Source organism: Micromonospora sp. bgisy143 (assembly GCF_057708145.1).
Genome location: NZ_JBYIRN010000035.1, coordinates 1 through 20236 on the forward strand (window position 1 = coordinate 1; position 20236 = coordinate 20236).

Sequence of the window (20236 nt, forward strand, 5' to 3'; positions counted from 1 at the left end):
CCCCCCCCCCCCCCCCCCCCCCCCCCCACCTTCGGGTGTACGCCGGACGCGTCCGACACCTGTGTGGTGAGCTGTACGGGTGTCGGGGCTGGGTCTGGTACTGCACCCCACCCGGGATGTCACCGAGGTGGTCGGGGTCATCGAACGGTGGGCCACGCGCCACCACAAGACGCTCTACGTGCGCGCCCAGGACAAGCACCGGGTGCCGGCCACCGTCGAGCCCCTGCCCGACAAGGAGGTGGCCGCCCGCGCCGACGCGCTGATCAGCATCGGCGGCGACGGCACCATGCTGGGCGCGCTGCGCTCCGCCATCCTGGACCCGAAGCCGGTGCTCGGCGTCCACCTGGGTCGGCTCGGCTTCCTGGTCGAGATCGAGCCGCCGGAGCTGCCCGAAGCGCTGGGCCGGCTGCTGTCGAAGGATTTCACCGTCGAGTCGCACGCCTGCCTCGCCTGCGACGTGTGCGGCGACGACGTGGTGGCCTTCAACGACATCGCGTTGGTGCGCCAGCCGGGCGCCGGCTTCGTCAGCGTCACGCTCGCCATTGACGGCCAGCAGTACGGCTACTACCGCAGCGACGCCGTGGTGGTCAGCACCCCGATCGGCTCGACGGCGTACAGCTACGCCGCCGGCGGTCCGCTGATCTCCCCGGCGGCGGACTCGGTGGTGATCACGCCGGCAGCGCCGATGGCCGGCATCTCGCGGGCGGTGGTGCTCTCCCCGGACGAGAAGATCCGGTTGGAGCTACAGCCCAACTCGTCGCCGGTGGTGGTGGAGATGGACGGGCTGGTGTTCCGCGACGCGGCGACGGAGGGGGCGGTGGACATCTCGTACCGCCGCGACGCCGGTCTGGTGGTCCGCTTCGACCCGCTGCGTTACCAGGAGCGCAACCAGTTGAAGATGACGCTGCTCGACCTGCCGTTCCTCCCCGAGCAACTGCGCGAACTGCTCCCCGAAGAGCTACGCCGACGAGGCCAGCAACTGCCCCCACCAGCCGACCCCCCACCCTGCTGAAGACCACCCATCCTGCTGCCCCCGCCCCCCGCCCTCACCGCCGTTGATCAAGAGGTATGCGTCATGCCGTCCGGCGTGTCGTGACGCAAACCTCTTGATCAGCTGGAGTGGAGGGGGCCGGGGGGTTAGGGGGTTTGGGTTAGGGCTTGGTCCACCAGGGTTTTGGCTTCTTCCTGGATCTTCTTGAGGTGGTCGGGACCTTGGAAGGACTCGGCGTAGATCTTGTAGACGTCCTCCGTGCCCGAGGGCCTGGCGGCGAACCAGCCGGACTTGGTGCTGACCTTCAGGCCGCCGATCGGGGCGTTGTTGCCAGGGGCGGTGGTCAGGGTGGCGGTGATCGGTTCGCCGGCCAGCTCGGTGGCGGTGACCTGGTCCGGGGAGAGCTTGGCCAGCACCGCCTTCTGCTCGCGGGTCGCCGGGGCGTCGATGCGCGCGTACGCGGGCGCGCCGAAGCGCTCGGCCAGCTCCGCCCAGTGCTCGCTCGGGCTACGCCCGGTGGTGGCCAGGATCTCGGAGGCGAGCAGGCAGAGCAGGATGCCGTCCTTGTCGGTGGTCCAGGTCGAGCCGTCGCGGCGCAGGAACGACGCCCCGGCGCTCTCCTCGCCGCCGAAGCCGACCGCCCCGTCCAGCAGGCCGGGCACGAACCACTTGAACCCGACCGGCACCTCCAGCAGCGGCCGGCCCAGGTCGGCGGCCACCCGGTCGATCATCGAGGACGACACCAGGGTCTTGCCGACGGCGGCGGCCGGACCCCAGTCGGCGCGGGTCCGGAACAGGTGGCCGATCGCCACCGCCAGGAAGTGGTTCGGGTTCATCAGGCCGCCGTCGGGGGTGACGATGCCATGCCGGTCGGCGTCCGCGTCGTTGCCCGTGGAGATCTGGTAGTCGGCCCGCGCCGCGATCAGCGACGCCATCGCGTTCGGCGAGGAGCAGTCCATCCGGATCTTGCCGTCGCCGTCCAGGGTCATGAACCGCCAGGTCGGGTCGACCGTCGGGTTGACCACCGTCAGGTCGAGCCGGTGCCGCTCGGCGATCTCCCCCCAGTACGCCACGCTCGCCCCGCCCAGCGGGTCCGCGCCGATCCGGATGCCGGCGTCGCGGATGGCGTCGATGTCGATCGCCGCCGGCAGGTCGTCGACGTAGTGGGCGAGGAAGTCGTACTCCCCGGTGGTGTCGGCGGCGCGGGCCCGCGCGTACGTGATCCGCCGGACCTCCTTGAGCCCGGCGGCCAGGATGGCGTTGGCCCGGTCCTGGATCCACCGGGTGACGTCGGTGTCGGCGGGCCCACCGTTGGTGGGGTTGTACTTGAAACCGCCGTCGTCCGGCGGGTTGTGCGACGGGGTGATGACGATGCCGTCGGCGAGACCGCTGGTACGACCCCGGTTGTGGGTGAGGATCGCGTGCGACAGCGCCGGCGTGGGGGTGTAGCCGTCCCGGCTGTCCACCAGCACGGTCACGCCGTTGGCGGCGAGGACCTCGAGGGCGTCCACGGCGGCCGGCGCGGAGAGCGCGTGGGTGTCCCGAGCGAGAAAGAGCGGCCCGTCGAGGCCCTGCTCCCGCCGGTAGTCGCAGAGCGCCTGGGTGACCGCGACGATGTGGTCGGAGTTGAACGCGTTGCGCAGGCTGGAGCCCCGGTGACCGGAGGTGCCGAAGGAGACCTGCTGCGCCGGGTCCGCGGGGTCCGGATGCTCGGCGTAGTAGGCGGTGACCAGGCGCGGCACGTCGACCAGGTCGGCGGGCTCGGCGGGCTGGCCGGCACGGGGATGGGTCACTGCGGGATCCTCCTCGAAGAGTGCCTGTCGGTCACGGCTCGACCTTCTGGCCCTTGCCGATGACCACGATGCCGTTGTCGGAGACGGTGTAACGCTGGCGGTCCTTCTCCAGGTCGACGCCGATCTCGACGCCCTCGGGGACGAACACGTTCTTGTCCAGGATCGCCCGTCGGACCACCGCGTGTCGGCCGATCTCCACGCCCTCCATCAGCACCGAGCCCTCGACGTGCGCCCAGGAGTGCACCCGCACCTTCGGCGAGACGATCGAGTTCTCCACGAGCGAGCCGGAGATCACCACGCCCGGGGAGACCATCGAGCCGACCGCCCGGCCGACCCGCTCACCCCACTGGTGGACGAACTTGGCCGGCGGCCACGGCGGCTGCTCGGTGTAGATCGGCCAGTCGAAGTTGTAGAGGTTGAACACCGGGTGCACGTTGATCAGATCCATGTGCGCGTCGTAGAACGAGTCGAGCGTCCCCACGTCACGCCAGTAGCCCCGGTCCCGGTCGGTGCTGCCCGGCACCTCGTTGTCCCGGAAGTCGTAGACGTTCGCCTCGCCCCGCTCGACGAGCATGGGGATGATGCTGCCGCCCATGTCGTGCTTGCTGCTCTTGTCGGCGGCGTCGCGTTCGACCGCCTCGCAGAGCGCCCGGGTGGTGAAGACGTAGTTGCCCATCGAGGCGTAGATCTCGTCCGGCGCGTCGGGCAGGCCGACCGCGTCGGTGGGCTTCTCGCGGAACGCGCGGATCTTCCGGCCGTCCTCGCCGACCTCGATGACGCCGAACTGGTCGGCCATCGACAGCGGCTGGCGGATGCCGGCGACGGTGACCGCGGCGCCGGAGGCGATGTGGTCCTCCACCATCTGCCGGGGGTCCATCCGGTAGATGTGGTCGGCGCCGAAGACGATCACGTAGTCGGGCTGCTCGTCGTTGATGAGGTTGAAGCTCTGGTAGATGGCGTCGGCCGAGCCGGCGAACCACCACGGACCACGGCGCTGCTGCGCCGGCACCGGGGTGACGTAGTTGCCGAGCAGCGTGGACATCCGCCAGGTCTTGGTGATGTGTCGGTCGAGGGAGTGGGACTTGTACTGGGTCAACACGACGATCTTGAGATAGCCGGCGTTGGCCAGGTTGGAGAGGACGAAGTCGACCATGCGGTACATCCCGCCGAACGGGACGGCCGGCTTGGCCCGGTCCGTGGTGAGTGGCATCAGGCGCTTGCCCTCCCCACCCGCCAGGACGATCGCGAGCACCTTGGCAGCCATGCCCCGACGCTATCCACCCGCGTGCCACTTCACCACTCGTACGGGGAGTCTTCTGCACTAGGGTGCGGGGTCATGACGGAACCCACCCCGCTGCGCGTCGACCTGCTCACCCGCGAGTACCCGCCGGAGGTCTACGGCGGCGCGGGCGTGCACGTCGAGTACCTGGCCCGGGAGCTGCGTCGCCTCGCCGACGTCCGGGTGCACTGCTTCGGCCTGCCGCGTACCGAGCCGGGTGTCACGGCGTACGCCGATCCGCCGGGCCTGACCGGCGCGAACGCCGCGCTGCGGACGATGGGCGTGGACCTGGAGATGGCCGCCGGTACCGCCGGCACCGACGTGGTGCACAGCCACACCTGGTACGGGAACCTGGCCGGGCACACCGCGAAGCTGCTGCACGGGGTCCCGCACGTGGTGACCGCGCACAGCCTGGAGCCGCTGCGGCCGTGGAAAGCCGAGCAGCTGGGCGGCGGCTACGCGCTCTCCTCGTGGATCGAGCGCACCGCGATGGAGGCCGCCGACGCGGTGATCGCGGTCAGCGCGGGCATGCGCAGCGACGTGCTGGCCGCGTACCCGCAGATCGACCCGTCGAAGGTCCGGGTGGTCTACAACGGCATCGACACCGTGCAGTACGCCCCGGACTCCGGCACCGACGTGCTCGACCGACTCGGCATCGACCCGGCGCTGCCCAGCGTGGTCTACGTGGGAAGGATCACCCGCCAGAAGGGCCTGCCCTACCTGCTGCGGGCCGCCCGGGAGCTGCCCGCCGACACGCAGCTCGTGCTGCTGGCCGGCGCGCCCGACACGGCGGAGATCGCCACCGAGGTCGAGGAGCTGGTGGCCGAGCTGCGGGCCAACCGCTCCGGCGTCGTCTGGGTGGCCGAGATGCTGCCCAAGCCCGAGGTGATCCAGGTGCTCACCCACGCCACGGTCTTCGTCTGCCCGTCGGTGTACGAGCCGATGGGCATCGTCAACCTGGAGGCGATGGCCTGCGAGACGGCCGTGGTGGCGACCGCCACCGGCGGCATCCCCGAGGTGGTGGCGGACGGCGAGACGGGCCTGCTGGTGCCGATCGAGCAGGCCACCGACGGGTCGGGCACGCCGCTGAAGCCGGAGACGTTCGTGGCCGACCTGGCGGCGGCGATCAACACGCTGCTCGCCGACCCGGCGCGTACCGAGCGGTTCGGTCTGGCCGGCCGGCGGCGCGCGGTGGAGCACTTCTCCTGGGACGCCATCGCCCGGCAGACCCTGGACATCTACCGCTCGGTCATCGCGGGCTGAGGACATGCGGTACGACGAACTCGAAGCCGCGATCCTTGAGTTGGTCATCGCGGCGGGCGAGGACAACCTGCGCGCGTTCGGCCTCGACACGGTCACCCGACTGACCCGCGAGGACCTGCTCGACACCGCCGTCGACGACGAGCTGACCGGGGACGCGTGGGCGGCGCTCGCCACTGCCCGCGAGACCGTCCGGACGGCCGACGCGGCGGAACTGCGCGCGCTGCTGGTACGGATCGACGAGGGCGTCCTCGCCGACGGCGACCTGGATCAGGGGCTCCTGACGGCCTTCACCGCGCTGGAGCACTGGACCACCTACCTGGAGGAGAACCGGCGCGGCGAGATCTACGAGCTGGCCATCCGCTCGATCGAGGAGGTCGACTTCCAGGTCTCGGTCGACCTGGACGACGTCCTCGCCACCCCGGAGATGACCGCCGAGTACGCCCGGATCGAGCGCCTGCTCACCGCCGGCCGCAGACCGCCGTCCCCGGAGGGAATGCGACGGGCGCGGTAACCACCGCGCCTGATCCGGAGAGCGCTGAAGGCCCCCGGCCTCAGGCTGACGCGCCCCCCGGGGGGGGAATCCCTTCAAGGTCACGCTCGAACCAGGATCTAGTGGCATCGGTGACGCACCGATGCCACTACAACCAGGATGTTGCGCGATGTTGCGGCCTGCGGACCGTCCCAACCTGCAGAGCGGTGTTAGTCGTCCGGCGTGATCAGCGTCAAGGTTGGGAAGTACGTGCGGTAGCGCGCTCCGTCACGGGTCAAGAGGTGGTATCGGCAGACGGCAGCGTGTGCACCGATGTAGAAGTCGGCCACCGGCGAGCGCTTGGTGCCGCCGAGCTTCCGGTACCGCGCATATGCCTTGCCCGCAAGAAAGCCGGCCAGGTAGGGCAATTCCTCGCGGAGGAATTCCCCGGCCGGCAGTGCCTCGTCCAGTTCCTCGATGCGGGCGAAACGGACCGACACTTCCGCGTACACGATGGGGTTGATCACTAGGTGGCCCGCGTCGCGGGTCTCGGCGAGGGCGGTGGCAGACCACTGGGCCCACTTAGGGTCGTCGGTGAAGACGTCCAGCAGCACGTTGGTATCGACCAGGGTTGTCACTACGCCGGTTGGACGCGATGGCACTGCGCGCAGCCTCTCATTCGCCACGCAGCAGCTCCATCAGTTCCTCGGTGGACATGTGCTCGGTCTCCTTGGCGCTGCCCCGCCCGCGCATGTGTCGGACGAGGCGTTGACCTCGGGTTTCGGCGCCCTGCACGCGCACTATGCGCAGGGCCCCTCCCTCCTCGACCACGTCGACCTCATCGCCCTCATGCAGGTTGTAACGGGCTCGCAGCGCGGCCGGGATGGTCACCTGGCCCTTGCTGTTCAGCCGCATGCTCGGTACCTCCGTCACGTAATACCAACGATACGTGACACCCCTCGTTACGCGGCGCGTCCTGGCGAGCCGCGCCAGGGACTGACCGGGGTGCTTGGCCGCGCGCGAGCCGATCTCGCACAGTAGGTTGGCGGGGTGACAGGACGGTTCCCGATCGAAGACGTCTCCCCCGTCGTCTCGTGCGGGCGGTACCCGGCCAAGGCGGTCGTCGACGAGCCGGTTCCGGTGTCGGCGCGCGCCTACCGGGAGGGGCACGACGCGCTGGGTTGCAACGTGGTGTGGGCCGGACCGGACGGCGAGCAACGGCCGTTCACGCGGATGCGCCCCGGCGAGCCGGGCCAGGACCGCTGGCACGCCACCATCGTCCCGGACGCCGTCGGCGCGTGGACGTTCGCCGTCGAGGCGTTCCAGGACCCGTACCTGACCTGGCAGAACGCGGTCACCAAGAAGATCGCCGCCGGGCAGGGCGCGGTCGACCTCGCCAACGACCTGGCCGAGGGCGCCCGGGTGCTGGCCGCCGCCCGGGACCTCGTACCGGCCGCCGACCGGGCCCGCGTCGCCGACGCGTTGACCGCCCTCGCCGACACCGACCTGTCGCTGGGGCAGCGCGTCGGGCCGGCGCTGGCGCTGGCCGACCTGCTCTGGGAGCACCCGGTGCGTGAGTTGGTGACGGTCTCTGACGCGTACTCCCTCTGGGTTGACCGCAAGCGGGCCCTCTTCTCGGCCTGGTACGAGTTCTTCCCGCGCTCCGAAGGAGCGGCGGGTGGTCGCTCCGGGACCTTCGCCACCGCGACCGAGCGGCTGCCGGGTGTCGCCGCGATGGGCTTCGACGTGCTCTACCTGCCGCCGATCCACCCGATCGGCCGGATCAACCGCAAGGGCCGCAACAACGCGCTCACCGCCGGACCGACCGACGTGGGCTCGCCGTGGGCCATCGGCGCCGCCGAGGGCGGCCACGACACCATCCACCCCGATCTGGGTACGCCGGCGGACTTCCGGGCCTTCATCGAGGCGGCCGCGGCGCAGGGCCTGGAGGTGGCGATGGACCTGGCGTTGCAGTGCGCGCCGGACCACCCCTGGGTGACCGAGCACCCGGAGTGGTTCACCACCCGGGCCGACGGCAGCATCGCGTACGCGGAGAACCCGCCGAAGAAGTACCAGGACATCTACCCGATCAACTTCGACAACGACCCGGAGGGCATCCGGGCCGAGGTGCTGCGGGTGGTGCTGCACTGGGTGGGCGAGGGCATCCGGATCTTCCGGGTGGACAACCCGCACACCAAGCCGTTCGACTTCTGGCACTGGCTGATCGCCGAGGTCAAGAAGGTCGACAAGGACGTGCTGTTCCTGGCCGAGGCGTTCACCCGGCCGGCGATCATGCACGGGCTCGGCAAGATCGGCTTCACGCAGTCGTACACCTATTTCACCTGGCGCACGACGGCCGCGCAGATGCGGGAGTACTGCGAGGAGCTGGTCGAGTCGGCCGACTACATGCGGCCGAACTTCTGGCCGAACACGCCGGACATCCTGCACGAATCGTTGCAGCACGGCGGCCCGCCGATGTTCAAGATCCGGGCGGTGCTGGCCGCGCTGCTGTCCCCCTCCTGGGGCCTGTACGCGGGCTACGAGCTGTTCGAGCACGTGGCCCGCCCGGGCGCCGAGGAGTACCTGGACAACGAGAAGTACGAGCTGCGCCCGCGCGACTGGGCCGCCGCCGAGGCGCAGGGCCGCTCTCTGGCGCCGTTCCTGACCACCCTCAACCGGGTACGCCGCGACAACCCGGCCCTGCACCAGCTCCGCAACCTGCGCTTCCACGAGATCGACAACCCGGCGCTGCTGTGCTGGTCGAAGCACGACCCGGAGACCGGCAACACGGTCATCGTGGTCTGCTCGTTCGACTCGCGTGAGGTGCAGTGGGGCAACACGACGCTCGACATGCCGGCGCTCGGGTTCGACTGGCACGAACGCTTCACCGTGTACGACGAGCTGACCGGCGCCAGCTACGACTGGGGGCAGCGCAACGCGGTACGCCTCGACCCGTACCTGCAACCGGCGCACGTGCTGACCGTCCGCCGCCCGACGCCGCCCGCCGTACCCGAGCCGGCCGGTGTCGAACCGGCGGACCTCACCGTCGCCGACGTCCCGGACGAGATCTCCGGCGGCACCTCACCGACGACTCCGGCACCGACATCCGCCACGGGCACGGCGGCGGGCGCTGGCTCGACGGCCGACGCTGGACCGACGGCCGACGCTGGCTCGACGCCGCCCCCGGTTACGGCCCCGGCGGCCCCGGCCAGCGCGCCGCCGCCCCGGGCCAGCGCTGCGCCGCCTCCGGTCGCCGCGCCCGTGAACCCGGCCAGCAGGCCGGCGGCCCCGGCCAGCGGGGTGGCGACGCCGGCCACGCTGGCGTTCCGTGCGGCGGCCCGTGCGGCTGCCGCCAACTCCTCGGGCGGTCGCCCGTCCGCGCCCCGCCCGGCTGCCACCCGCCCGCCCGCCTCCGCACCGACCGACGCCGCCCCGAAGGACGACCGATGGACCAGCTGATCACCGGTGTGACGCACGACCCGCACGCGCTGCTCGGGGCACACCCCGCCGACGGGTCGACCACGATCCGCACGATGCGCCGGGGCGCGGGCGACGTGGCACTGCTCGTCGGCGACGAGCGGCATCCAATGAAGCGGGTGCACGACCTGGGCGTCTTCGAGGCGCAGGTCGAGGGCACCGTGCTCGACTACCGGGTGGAGGTCGACGGCACGGCGCACGACGACCCGTACCGCTACCCGCCCACCCTCGGCGAGCTGGACCTGCACCTCATCGGCGAGGGTCGGCACGAGCGGCTGTGGGACGCGCTCGGCGCGCGGGTCTTCGACGAGGGCGTGGCGTTCAGCGTCTGGGCGCCGAACGCCCAGGGCGTGCGCGTGATCGGTGACTTCACCGGCTGGGGTGCCGACGACGGCTGGCCGATGCGGTCGCTCGGCTCCAGCGGCGTGTGGGAGCTGTTCGTGCCCAACGCCCGGGTCGGGGCCCGCTACAAGTACCGGGTGCTCGGCGCCGACGGGCAGTGGCGGGACAAGGCCGATCCCCTGGCGGCGTACGCGGAGGTGCCGCCGGCCACCGCCTCGGTGGTGCACCACTCGACGTACCGGTGGAACGACGCCGACTGGTTGGCCCGGCGGGCCGGGCGGCAGCCGCACCAGGAGCCGATGAGCGTGTACGAGGTGCACCTCGGCTCGTGGCGGCCCGGCCTCGGCTACCGTGAGCTGGCCGACCAGCTCACCGCGTACGTCACCGAACTGGGCTTCACGCATGTGGAGTTCCTGCCCGTGATGGAGCACCCGTTCGGCGGTTCCTGGGGCTACCAGGTGACCGGCTACTACGCCCCGACCTCCCGGTTCGGCGACCCGGACGAGTTCCGGCACCTGGTCGACGCCCTGCACGCCGCCGGCATCGGCGTGATCCTCGACTGGGTGCCCGCCCACTTCCCGAAGGACGAGTGGGCCCTCGCCCGCTTCGACGGCACCCCGCTCTACGAGCACCCCGACCCGCGGCGCGGGGAGCACCCCGACTGGGGCACGTACGTCTTCGACTTCGGCCGCCGCGAGGTGCGCAACTTCCTGGTCGCCAACGCGCTCTACTGGTGCGACCAGTTCCACGTCGACGGGCTGCGGGTCGACGCGGTCGCCTCGATGCTCTACCTGGACTACTCCCGCGAGGAGGGCCAGTGGGCCCCCAACCAGTACGGCGGTCGGGAGAACCTGGAGGCCATCGCGCTCATGCAGGAGGTGAACGCGACGGTCTACAAGCACCACGCCGGGGTCGTGATGATCGCCGAGGAGTCGACCGCCTGGCCGGGGGTCACCCGGTCCACCGCCGACGGCGGGCTGGGCTTCGGGTTCAAGTGGAACATGGGCTGGATGCACGACACCCTGCTCTACACGTCCAAGGACCCGATCTACCGCCAGCACCATCACCACCAGCTCACCTTCTCCCTGGCGTACGCCTGGAGCGAGAACTACGTGCTGCCGATCAGCCATGACGAGGTGGTGCACGGCAAGGGCTCGCTGGCCGGCAAGATGCCCGGCGACACCTGGCAGCGCCTGGCGAACGTCCGGGCACTGCTGGCGTACATGTGGGCGCACCCCGGCAAGCAGCTGCTGTTCATGGGCTCCGAGTTGGCCGACGACCGGGAGTGGAGCGAGGAGCGCGGCCTCGACTGGTACCTGCTGCACGACCCGGCCCGCGCCGGCGTGCAGCGGCTCGTCGGTGACCTGAACCGCGTCTACCGGGGCACCCCGGCGCTGTGGGCGCAGGACACCGAACCGGCCGGCTTCCGGTGGATCGCGGGCGACGACGTCGCCAACAACACCGTCTCCTTCGTCCGGATCGCCCCGGACGGCTCGACGCTGGTGTGCGTGGCGAACTTCTCGGCCCAGCCGCTGCACGACTACCGGATCGGGCTTCCGGCCGGCGGTACGTGGACCGAGGCGCTCAACACCGACGCCCACCACTACGGCGGGTCCGGGGTGGGCAACCTGGGCGCGGTGCACGCCGAGGACGTGCCGTGGCACGGGATGGTGGCGTCGGCGGCCCTCCAGGTGCCCCCACTGGGCGTCATCTGGCTCCGCCAGAGCTGACTGTCACCGCCAGCCAGGGCTTACGGCTGATCGGCGCGGACCTGTACTAGCGTTGACGCCGTGAGCAATCGTGCTGCGAGGTACGAACCGATGACGATCGCCCGGCTGGGTGTTCTGCTCGTCGGGAGCGACGACACCAGGCGGTGGCGTCTGGTGGCGGAGTTCCTGGAGGAGTACGGCTGGGAAGCATCCGAGCATCGCGCTGACCTGCTGATCCAGGAGCCAGCGCCAACCGGTGACAATCATTGGGATGTCTTCCTCGCGGCATTGGCGGAGTATCTCTCCGCCCGCGACGGGCGCGGCGCACCCTCGTGGGTCGAGACGCGGTCGCTACGGCAGTTCTGGTTCCCCTTCAACACGCGCGCCGCCCGCGTCGACGCGGTGGTGCACGCGCCTGCGGCATTCCGGCGCCGTGGGGTCTTCATCTCCCCGCAGGAGTTGAAGGTCGCGTGAGCGCCGATGGCCCGCTGCTGGATCGAACTGCCATCGAGGACGCCTTCCGCAGGCTCGGCGACCGGCTGGCAAAGCGGGGTGTGGTCGCCGACCTGTACACCTTCGGAGGAACTGCCATGGCGCTGGCCTACGACGCCCGCCGGGCGACGCGGGACATAGACGCCGTTTTTCAACCGCACGGCATCGTCCTCGACGAAGCGCGGGCCGTCGCGGACGAGCTAGGGCTGCCGCAGTGGTGGCTGAACGAACAGGCGAGCGTGTACGTCGCCGCTGGCGGGGACTCCGAGCTGGCCGACGACCGGGAGTGGAGCGAGGAGCGCAGTCTCGACTGGCACCTGCTGCACGACCCGGCCCGCGCCCGCGTGCAGCGGCTCGTCGGTGACCTCAACCGCGTCTACCGGGCCACCCCGGCACTCTGGGCGCAGGACACCGAACCGGCCGGGTTCCGCTGGATCGCCGGAGACGACGTCGCCAACAACACCGTCTCCTTCGTCCGCATCGCCCCCGGACGGCTCGGATCTTGGCGTGGTGCCGGTTGACGGACTTCTACCGGCGGGACAGGCGGGTGCGGCGGCGTTTGAATGGGGTCCAAACGGTGCCGCGGGCGCCTTGGTAGCCCTTGTCCGCGAAGCTCAGCACGTTGGGTGCTGGTCAGGGCGTCGATCAGGCTGTGGGTGCGGGCTGCGGTGAAGTCGTGGACGGAGCCGGGCAGGGCGGGTGAGGCCCAGACCAGTCGCCCGGCCGCGTCGGCGAGGACTTGCACGTTCATGCCGTGGCGCTTGTGCTTGCCGGAGTAGTAGGGCCGCTGGTCGGCGACCCGGTCGATCGGGATCAGCGTGCCGTCGAGGATCGCGTAGGCCAGTCGGGCGGCTCGACGCATGACGACGGTGAGGTCGTCGGCGCGGGCGGCGATCAGGCCGACGGCCTCGCGTAGGTAGCGCCACAACGGGGGCCACCGACACGGCGAAGCCGGCGGCCAGGCGGGTGAGGGTGTCGCCGTTGCGCAGGTGGGCCAGGGCCATCAGCGCCTGCTGCTACGCGGGCAGCCTCCGCCAGCGGGTCCCGAGCGCACGTCGTCGGTCGCGGATCAGCTCGGTCAGGCGGGTCAGGCTGCGCGTGGACAGCGGGATGCTGGCAGGATAGCTCAGCAACGAAACTCCCGTGCTGGGCGGTGCGTCTTGGTCGACTGCTGTCGGGAGCTTCATCCTATCTGGAGTAGCGACACGCCGCTGAGTGCCTGCTCAGGCCCCCTCATCACGATGAAAATGGATTGGTGATGGCGCGCCCTGCTCGACAACCCCACATCGTCGAGTTGGAAGGACCGGCAGACTTGTCCTCGCTGCCTTACCAATCACTCTCCCAAATCACGCAGAGCTGGGGCGACTCCAAGGCTATACAATCCAGGTGACACTACATCTTATAAACGCGGTCCAGCGCCTATCACGAAGGACAAAGCATGCCATCATCGGAAGCTAACGAACGGCTCATTCTCGACCACGCCCTCTCGATAACACAGAAAGATTCGACGGCACAACTTGGCGACGCCGGCCGACTGCGACTAATTGATGTAGGTGAGGAGATATTTGTAGCCTTGAGCGATGGTCGATACCATGGATCCCCAATACAAATCCAAGCAGGGGACAACGCCGACGCTATCGTAGCAAGTGTCGCCGAAGCAGCTCAGGACACTATTATGGGTGTTCTCTGGAAGGCTTGGCCAGAATGCCCGGACCATCGCACCGTCGCACATGTCCACAGACCACTGGAACAGCAGGATGGAGCATCGCCACTCAGGCCTGAGGGGATGAAGGAAGTTAGCTGGCTCTGCTATGCGAAAAAGGTACCGCATATTATAGCCCGCGTGGGCTGCCTACAAGGCCCGGGACATTCAGAATTGAACGAAGGCGGCTAGCTTCAATCGAAGCTAGCAAACCCTCTTGTTGGACAGTGGCGGGCGGCCGCCCCAAAGACCGCGGACGCGCCCGCCACTGTTCACTCAGAGATTCCAGGAACCTCCCCCCTCAAGTACTCCTGGTTGACCACCAGGTAGAACCACAGTTCCATAAATCCGGATCGAAACGTTCTTGCCGCGGGTCAACTTATTGCGCCCTTCAACGCCCCGCTCTCGACTGCCATCGGAGCTGGGCGCCCCCCAAGGCCCATGGAAGATGTACGTTCCCGGCTCTGCATGGCCATAATGGCGGTTCGATACCACCGGCTTTCCGTTAATAAAGATCGAGTAGCTAATGTCGACGGAGTATGCGGTAGCTGCCTCGCCGTGCAGCCTCATACCCCACTGAAAAGAGCATCGCTGGGACTCCCACTCGCAAACAGCCTGACCAAACACACACCCTGCGGTACGGCATTGAGTTTCAAGTCCCATCCCGTAAACATCCGAGCGTCCCTTGGGGATGTAGGGGATCGGGTCCAACGCGTCGTCGTGGGTGTACTCCAGTTCCGGCGGCAGCGGTTGCTCAGACTTGCCCTTTTCCGGACCAGCATCGTTACTACGGCAAGGCTTCCAACTCGGGCACCCCTCGTGGCCCTTAGTGTAGAAAGGCGGCGCATTGATGCCCTCCGTTTGCTTGCGGGACCTGGTGGTGCTCTTTCCGCTGGCTTGGCCCCACTTTACATTTTCTGCACTACCGCACCCCTTGTAGCAGCCCTTGCTGGGGCTGTAGCCATAGCAGTCAAAGTGCATGCAATCCTCAGGAATCATCCCGGTGGAGTCGCTCGACGAGACTGGCGTGTTGTTGGCGTAGGAGTAGCCGTTCCACTGTTGCGGTTGCGCCGCGTCTTGTAACGGGTCGACCGAGATGAAGCGGCCGAGAGTCGGATCGTAGGCGCGAGCACCCACGATGCTGATTCCGGCGGGGCTGATCGGCTTGTCGAGGAAGCCGTGGTTGTCGGGTGCGGCGACGGCGGCACCTCGGGCACCGCCGTACGGCGTGTACTGCCGCCAGGTCGGATTCTGGGCGGTGTTGTCGAGGTAGAGCGATGGGGTGCCCTGGTGGTCGACGATGGCGAAGGTGTACGCCGTGCCGCTGCCGGTGCGGATGCAGGTGCCGCCGCCGGGGAGGGCGTAGTAGCGGCTGCCGGTGACGACGGTGGACGTGGTGTTGAGGGTGTGTTGTTGCCCGGGCAGGTAGAGGGTGTTCTTGCCGGGCTCTTTTTGGAGCAGCAGGTTGCCGTCGGCGTCGTAGATGAAGCTGTTGTCGCCGCTGGTGCCTCCGGTCACGGTGGCGAGTTTGCCGGCGTCGTCCCAGGTGAGGGTCTGGTTGCCCTGGGCGGCGTTGCGGCCGGTGGTGTTGCCGGCGTTGTCGTACGAGTACGACGTGGTGCCGGTGGTCCCGCCGGTTGTGGTGGTGGAGGTCAGGGTGTGGGGCTTGTTCTGACCGTTGCCGTTGTACGCGTAGACGGTCTTGGTGTCGGCGCCGCCGGTGAGGTTGTGCTCGGTCTGCTGGGTGCGGTTGCCGATCAGGTCGATCTGCCAACTGGTCCAGTACGCGCTACCCGCGCCGATGGTGTTGCCCACCATGGACTTGTTGGCATCGGTGGGCGTGGCGGCGCAGGCGTCGGTGCCGGTCCAGGCCTCGGTGAGTCGGGCCAGGCCGTCGTAGCCGTAGCACTGGGTCTCCGCCGGGGTGGTGACGCCCAACCTCTTGCTGATCTTGCGGGTGATGTTGCCGACCAGGTCGTACTGGTACTCCTGCTCGTCGACGTTCGACGGGGTCGCCGTCGAGCGGGTGACGAGCTGGTTGGTCAGCCGGCTGGTGTGCGGGTCGTAGGTGTTGGTGACATACGCCAGGTTCGTGTTCATGCCGAGGGTCTGCTGGTCGACCCGACCGTAGGCGTCGTAACTGACCGTGTTGGCGTAGCCGTGCAGCCCGCCGAGCGTCGAGGGCAGATCCATATCCGCCGAGTAGCCGTGTACCACGACTTCTGCGGGCAGCCCGCCCTTGGCGGGATAGGTGTCGGTCAGGAGCAGGCCCAGCGTCGCGGAGTAGGTGTGCCCGAACGCGTACGAGCCGCCGAGGGCGCCCTCGGTGCTGGGGATGGTGACCGTTGTGCCCAGCGAGCTACCGAAGACGTTGAACGCCTTCTGCTGGGTGGTGTACGCCTGCCCACCGCGGTAGGCAATGGTGGTGGTCAGCTTCCCGAGCGCGTTGGTGACCCCCGAGACGCCGTTGCTGTTGTCGTACACCCATGCCGCGCGTTGGTTTGCCGACGACTGGTTCGCCGTCGTGGATGCGTACTCCCCGGTCTTGCGGTCGAGGGAGTCGTAGGTGAACGACAGGGTCTTGCCGCGCCCGTCGGTGGACTGCTGAAGGTTGCCGTTGGCGTCGTAGCTCATGCTGCTGCTACCGGCATCCGGGTCGGACTTCGCCACGACCTGACCGAGCAGGTTGTACGTCGAGGTCCACACGTTGTTACTGGCGTCGGTGAGCGTCGACTGGTTGCCGTGCTGGTCGTAGCCGTACTTACTGACCGTCGCCGTCCCGCCGGAGACGGCGAACGTGCCGGTGAACGTGTCCGACGGCGTCGTCACCGTGGGACGGACGCTGTACTCCTGCAACTCCTTCTTCCGACCGAGCGGGTCGGTGAGCGTGGCAGAGACGACACCGCCGGCCGGCGGCACGACAGTGGTGCGGTCGCCGCCGTACACCGTGGTCGTCGTCGAAACGGTCACGCCGTTCTTGGCCGCCGCCACGATCACCGCACGACCCAGGCCGTCGTAGGTGGTGAACGTCTGATTCGGCACCTGCTTACCCAGATCCACCGCCGACACCGGTGTGCTGACGGCCGGCAACGAGGCGTCGTCCCACCAACCGTTGTACGACGCGCGGGTCCACCCGCGCGTGTCGTAGAAGGTGTCCGTGATCATCCGCCCACCCGCTGGGGTGATCGACTGGGTCTGGCGGGTGCGCAGCAGCGCGTCGTAGATGGTGATCGACGTCTGGTAGCCGCCGGATTCGGTCAGTTTCTCCGTCGTGGTGGCGGACACCCCCGTCTTCGAGACGGCGTACTTGAACTTGTAGTCCGCCCCGACGCTCGTGGCACGGGAGTTCAGCCACACCGACGTTCCGCGGCCGAGCGCGTCGTACCGCTGGGTGGTGACGACGCCGTTGGCGTCGGTGCTGACCAGCGGGATGCCGCGCTTCGTGTCCAGCGTGACCGACCCAGCGTGCCCCGCCGGGTTGGTGCTGGAGGTGGCGGTGACCAATTTGGCGCTGTTCATGGTGTAGCCGCTGCTGGTCTTGTTGCCCTTGGCGTCGTACGAGTCTGTCACCCGGCCGTAGCTGTCGTAGGTCGAGCGTTCGGTGGTCTGCCAGACGTACGCGCTGGAGGTGTAATCCTTGGCGGTCTGGGTGAGGGTGACGTCGCCCTTCGACGGGGCGTCCGTCTGCGGGAACGTCGTGGAGAAGTCGGTGACGTCGTAGAAGGTACGTTCGGCCTTGACGACCTGGGCGGGTCGGTTGACGCTGCCCGGGGCGGTCAATGTGTTGACGCTACCCGGCACCGACGCCGGGCTGCCCTGGGTGAACCCGCCGCAGGCCACGGCCACGGTTTCGGTCTGGCTGACCAGGCCGGCGAGGTTGTTGCTGGTGTTCGCCGGGGCGTAGGTGTAGGTGGTGCACTGGTTGTACGCCGTGTCGACCGGGACGGTGTAGGTGTAGGTGTTCTTCAGCTCGCCGAACGTGGCGCTGGTGGTGTTCGCGTCGTAGCTGTTCTCGGACGCGGTGGTGCGCCAGGTCACCGAGCCGCTGCTGGTGACGGCCTGGCGGGTGTACGTCTTGACCGGCGCGACCCACTGCGCCGTCAACGCCGACAGTCCGGTCCTGCTGCGGGTCGCGGTGGCCGCCGACACCCAGTAGGAGGTGATGGTGGAGGAGTCGACACGGCCGTTCTCACCGAGGTACTTGGTGGTCTCCAACTCCTTGCCGGCGAGTTCGTCCACGTCCTCGTGGTTACCGCCGACGGAGTCGGTCAGGTTCAGCACGATGCTGTTGTTGTTCTTCGACATGCCGCGGTAGTAGGCGGTCTCGGACTGGGTGCGGCGGTCGTTGACACCGTCGCCGGTGAACGTCTGCACCTTTGCGTAGCCGCGGAACTGGCCGTAGCTGCGGTACTTGCTCTTGACGACCTCGTTCTCGTCGTAGTGCCAGGCCGCGCCGCCGAGGTACTTGTAGCTGGTCGACAGGGCCGCTGCGCCGCCGGTCGGGTCCGTGGACGTCACGCGAGTGACGGCGTACTTGTTGAACCAGTCCTTGAACGGGTTCACGTAGCCGTCCGGGGTCCAGTAGACCGGGTAGCAGGACTTCGTGTTCGTCGCCGGGTCGGTGCTGACCGGGGCGGTGCACGGCACCGGCAACTCGTAGCTGGGGCTGATCACCGAACCGGTCTCGGTGGTGATCGTGGCGATGCGCTGCCGGTAGAACGACGGCAGGCCGCCGGTGATGTCGACCCGGTTGGGCAGCTTGATGCCGGTGAACGACACCGACGGCAACGTGATCGCCTCGGTGGACCCACCCGCGCTGGTGTCGTGACCGGTGCGCGCGATATCGCTGAGCCACAACGTCGGCGAGGTGCCGTCACCGGTGGCCGGCATGCTGTGGGACAGGGCGTACGAGTCGACCTTCTCGTACTGCTTGGTGGCCGTGTTGTACTGCTGGGCCTCGATCGAGGTCAGCCGCACGGTGGAGAAGAACGACGGGCTCCAGTCATCACAGTCGGTGCCCGAGCCGCAGATCAGGTCGAACGGCACGTCCGGCCAGTTCGCCTTGTTCGCCGAGTTCAACGGCTGACACGTCCCCGACAGGCAGCGGTTACCGGTGTTGAAGACCACCCGGTTCGCCACCGTGCCGTACGCGCCGCCGTCGGTGAAGCCGTAGTCGATGCGCGCCAGGTTGCTGTCCCGGATGTAGGACTCGTCCGAGGCGCCCTTGTTACGGCCGTAGAAGTTGGTGGCCTGGTCGTAGTAGTAGGCCATCGCGTTGCCGTGGGTGTCGGTGACGTAGTCCAGGTTCCACCGGTACGCCATCGTGCACACCGACGAGGTGAACCCCGCCGCCTTGTAACACGGGTCGCCGGAGTGCGGGGAGTACACCGGCGTGTGGTCCACCGACTTCGTCTCCGCCTTGTCCGAGGCCCACCCTGGCAGCCGGTTACGGCCGAACTCGTAGCTCGTGCCGTCGCGCAGCGTCACCCGCCAGTAGTCGGTGTTGTACGTCCCCGAGCCGTTGTTGGAGTTCTCGACGTGGGTGATCACCTCGCCGTTGTCCGACTCCGGCTTCCACACCTCCTTCGCCGCGTCCCACACCAGGGCGGTCGACGAGCCATTCAACGACAGCGTCAGCATCGGACCGTCGTAGCAACGGTCCGGCGTCTTCACCGGAGACGCGCTGCCACCCGGTTCGTCCATGCACGACGCGAACGTCTGCTCCACGAACGAACGCGGCGTGGACCAACCGTCACCCACCCACGAAGCCTGCGCGTTCGTCGACGCCGTCTGCCCGTCCACACTGCCCGAGTCGTACGACAACGCCACCGTCGGCACCAGATCCGACGCCGCCGGCGGCACGCTGATCGGATACGAGTACGTGAACGACCCTGTACTCCCACCACCGGTCCACGAACCCGACGGCTTCAGATCCGTGGCCGCGTACGTGCCACCCTTACCGCCCTCCTCGCCGGCAGCCGCGACGGCCGCCAAGACGGTCAGGCCACCCGCCGCCCGGGAACCCGCGTCGGTGGCCATCGGCACCTCCGCCGACACCGACCTCGCCCCGGCGTCATTCGTCGAGGCCAGCGGTGAGGGCACCCGACACTCACTCGCCGCCGGCGTCGTCAGGACACACGACGGCAGGCGTACCAGGCGCAACCGCGATCCGTAGTTGCCGCCGAACGCCTCGGCGAACCCCGCGTAGTCCACACCGACCCGGACCGAACCGGCGCTGGCGTCCGGTTCGACAGACAGCAGCACGCCATCTACCCCGGCGGCCTCGGCGGCCTTACGATTGGCGACCGTCACCTTCAGGCTGCGCGGGCCGGCCTTTTCTCCTGCCGGCTGAACCCACACCGGCGCATCCGCCACGCGTGCCTTCGCCGCAGCCGCGCCCCGCGCCCCGGCAACCGGTGCGGCCGGCAGGTCGACCTTCGCCGACAGCGCCTTCGGCCACGCCGTATGCGTCGGACGGTACGTCGACTTCGCGTCATCCGGCGGCGTGACGAACTTCGTCGGCAACGGCTTCACACCTTTGACCGACTGCCCCGGCGACGTCGCCGGCGCCTTCGCCACCTCCGGCCCCTTCGGCTTGGCCAGTGCTGGCGCTCCCGACAACAGGCCCGCCGCCACAGACATGGCCACGACAGTCGCGGCCAGACGTCTAGGACGTGGGAGCAGGCGTAATCCCCCGTAGACGGTCATGCAGACCTCAC

At 68.8% G+C, this 20236-nt stretch carries 10 protein-coding genes and 3 pseudogenes; 7 read left to right on the forward strand and 6 right to left on the reverse strand.

Annotation, left to right across the window (positions count from 1 at the left end; genetic code table 11):
- Window positions 1-88 precede the first annotated feature (88 nt).
- A complete protein-coding gene (locus AC3EN4_RS28590; RefSeq protein ID WP_435209368.1) occupies window positions 89-1012 on the forward strand; it encodes an NAD(+)/NADH kinase in 924 nt (307 codons plus the stop codon).
- Window positions 1013-1137: 125 nt separating this feature from the next.
- On the opposite strand, the gene pgm is transcribed toward AC3EN4_RS28590, so the two are convergent.
- Together pgm and glgC are read right to left on the reverse strand one after the other, a co-directional pair.
- Entirely contained in the window at window positions 1138-2784 is a 1647-nt protein-coding gene (gene pgm, locus AC3EN4_RS28595; protein ID WP_435209316.1) for a phosphoglucomutase (alpha-D-glucose-1,6-bisphosphate-dependent), read from the reverse strand.
- A 31-nt stretch (window positions 2785-2815) separates the two neighbouring features.
- The gene (gene glgC / locus AC3EN4_RS28600; protein WP_278138510.1) at window positions 2816-4048 is read right to left on the reverse strand and encodes a glucose-1-phosphate adenylyltransferase; all 1233 of its coding nucleotides are present in this window, start codon (window positions 4046-4048) and stop codon (window positions 2816-2818) included.
- Window positions 4049-4120: 72 nt separating this feature from the next.
- Here glgC and glgA point away from each other — a divergent pair, with 72 nt between their 5' ends.
- Both glgA and AC3EN4_RS28610 read left to right on the forward strand, forming a co-directional pair.
- Window positions 4121-5326 carry a glycogen synthase gene (glgA, locus tag AC3EN4_RS28605; RefSeq protein WP_435209318.1) on the forward strand — a complete coding sequence of 402 codons (1206 nt, stop codon included), beginning with the start codon at window positions 4121-4123 and terminating at the stop codon, window positions 5324-5326.
- A 4-nt stretch (window positions 5327-5330) separates the two neighbouring features.
- Window positions 5331-5837, forward strand: a complete 507-nt coding sequence (locus tag AC3EN4_RS28610) for a hypothetical protein (protein WP_435209320.1) — start codon at window positions 5331-5333, stop codon at window positions 5835-5837.
- 188 nt (window positions 5838-6025) lie between these two features.
- Here AC3EN4_RS28610 and AC3EN4_RS28615 read toward each other — a convergent pair whose 3' ends face one another.
- Together AC3EN4_RS28615 and AC3EN4_RS28620 are read right to left on the reverse strand one after the other, a co-directional pair.
- Complete coding sequence (locus AC3EN4_RS28615; RefSeq protein ID WP_435209322.1) at window positions 6026-6433, reverse strand: type II toxin-antitoxin system VapC family toxin; 408 nt, start codon at window positions 6431-6433, stop codon at window positions 6026-6028.
- A gap of 37 nt (window positions 6434-6470) precedes the next feature.
- Window positions 6471-6710 (reverse strand): AbrB/MazE/SpoVT family DNA-binding domain-containing protein, encoded by a 240-nt coding sequence (locus tag AC3EN4_RS28620; protein ID WP_151492799.1) that lies wholly within the window; start codon window positions 6708-6710, stop codon window positions 6471-6473.
- 135 nt (window positions 6711-6845) lie between these two features.
- On the opposite strand from AC3EN4_RS28620, the pseudogene AC3EN4_RS28625 reads away from it, so the two are divergent.
- The 4 genes and pseudogenes from AC3EN4_RS28625 to AC3EN4_RS28640 all read left to right on the forward strand — a co-directional run.
- A pseudogene (locus AC3EN4_RS28625) lies at window positions 6846-8894 on the forward strand (alpha-1,4-glucan--maltose-1-phosphate maltosyltransferase); the annotation flags it as partial.
- A gap of 347 nt (window positions 8895-9241) precedes the next feature.
- A complete protein-coding gene (gene glgB / locus AC3EN4_RS28630; RefSeq protein ID WP_435209324.1) occupies window positions 9242-11344 on the forward strand; it encodes a 1,4-alpha-glucan branching protein GlgB in 2103 nt (700 codons plus the stop codon).
- Window positions 11345-11404: 60 nt separating this feature from the next.
- Window positions 11405-11797: a hypothetical protein gene (locus AC3EN4_RS28635; protein WP_435209326.1), complete on the forward strand. Its 393-nt coding sequence runs from the start codon at window positions 11405-11407 to the stop codon at window positions 11795-11797.
- Window positions 11798-12081: 284 nt separating this feature from the next.
- Window positions 12082-12303, forward strand: a pseudogene (locus AC3EN4_RS28640) (1,4-alpha-glucan branching protein GlgB); the annotation flags it as partial.
- Here the strand turns inward: AC3EN4_RS28640 and AC3EN4_RS28645 are convergent.
- Together AC3EN4_RS28645 and AC3EN4_RS28650 are read right to left on the reverse strand one after the other, a co-directional pair.
- A pseudogene (locus AC3EN4_RS28645) lies at window positions 12263-12948 on the reverse strand (transposase family protein); the annotation flags it as partial. The pseudogenes AC3EN4_RS28640 and AC3EN4_RS28645 sit on opposite strands and share 41 nt — an antisense overlap.
- An 845-nt stretch (window positions 12949-13793) precedes the next feature.
- A complete protein-coding gene (locus AC3EN4_RS28650; protein ID WP_435209327.1) occupies window positions 13794-20159 on the reverse strand; it encodes an RHS repeat domain-containing protein in 6366 nt (2121 codons plus the stop codon).
- Between the last annotated feature and the right edge of the window lie 77 nt (window positions 20160-20236).

Excerpts from the sequence above, each read along its gene's own strand:
- glgC (WP_278138510.1), bottom strand. The coding sequence starts at position 4,048 with ATGGCTGCCAAGGTGCTCGCGATCGTCCTGGCGGGTGGGGAGGGCAAG.
- AC3EN4_RS28650 (WP_435209327.1), bottom strand. The coding sequence starts at position 20,159 with ATGTCTGTGGCGGCGGGCCTGTTGTCGGGAGCGCCAGCACTGGCCAAG.
- glgB (WP_435209324.1), top strand. The coding sequence starts at position 9,242 with ATGGACCAGCTGATCACCGGTGTGACGCACGACCCGCACGCGCTGCTC.
- AC3EN4_RS28610 (WP_435209320.1), top strand. The coding sequence starts at position 5,331 with ATGCGGTACGACGAACTCGAAGCCGCGATCCTTGAGTTGGTCATCGCG.
- glgA (WP_435209318.1), top strand. The coding sequence starts at position 4,121 with ATGACGGAACCCACCCCGCTGCGCGTCGACCTGCTCACCCGCGAGTAC.
- AC3EN4_RS28620 (WP_151492799.1), bottom strand. The coding sequence starts at position 6,710 with ATGCGGCTGAACAGCAAGGGCCAGGTGACCATCCCGGCCGCGCTGCGA.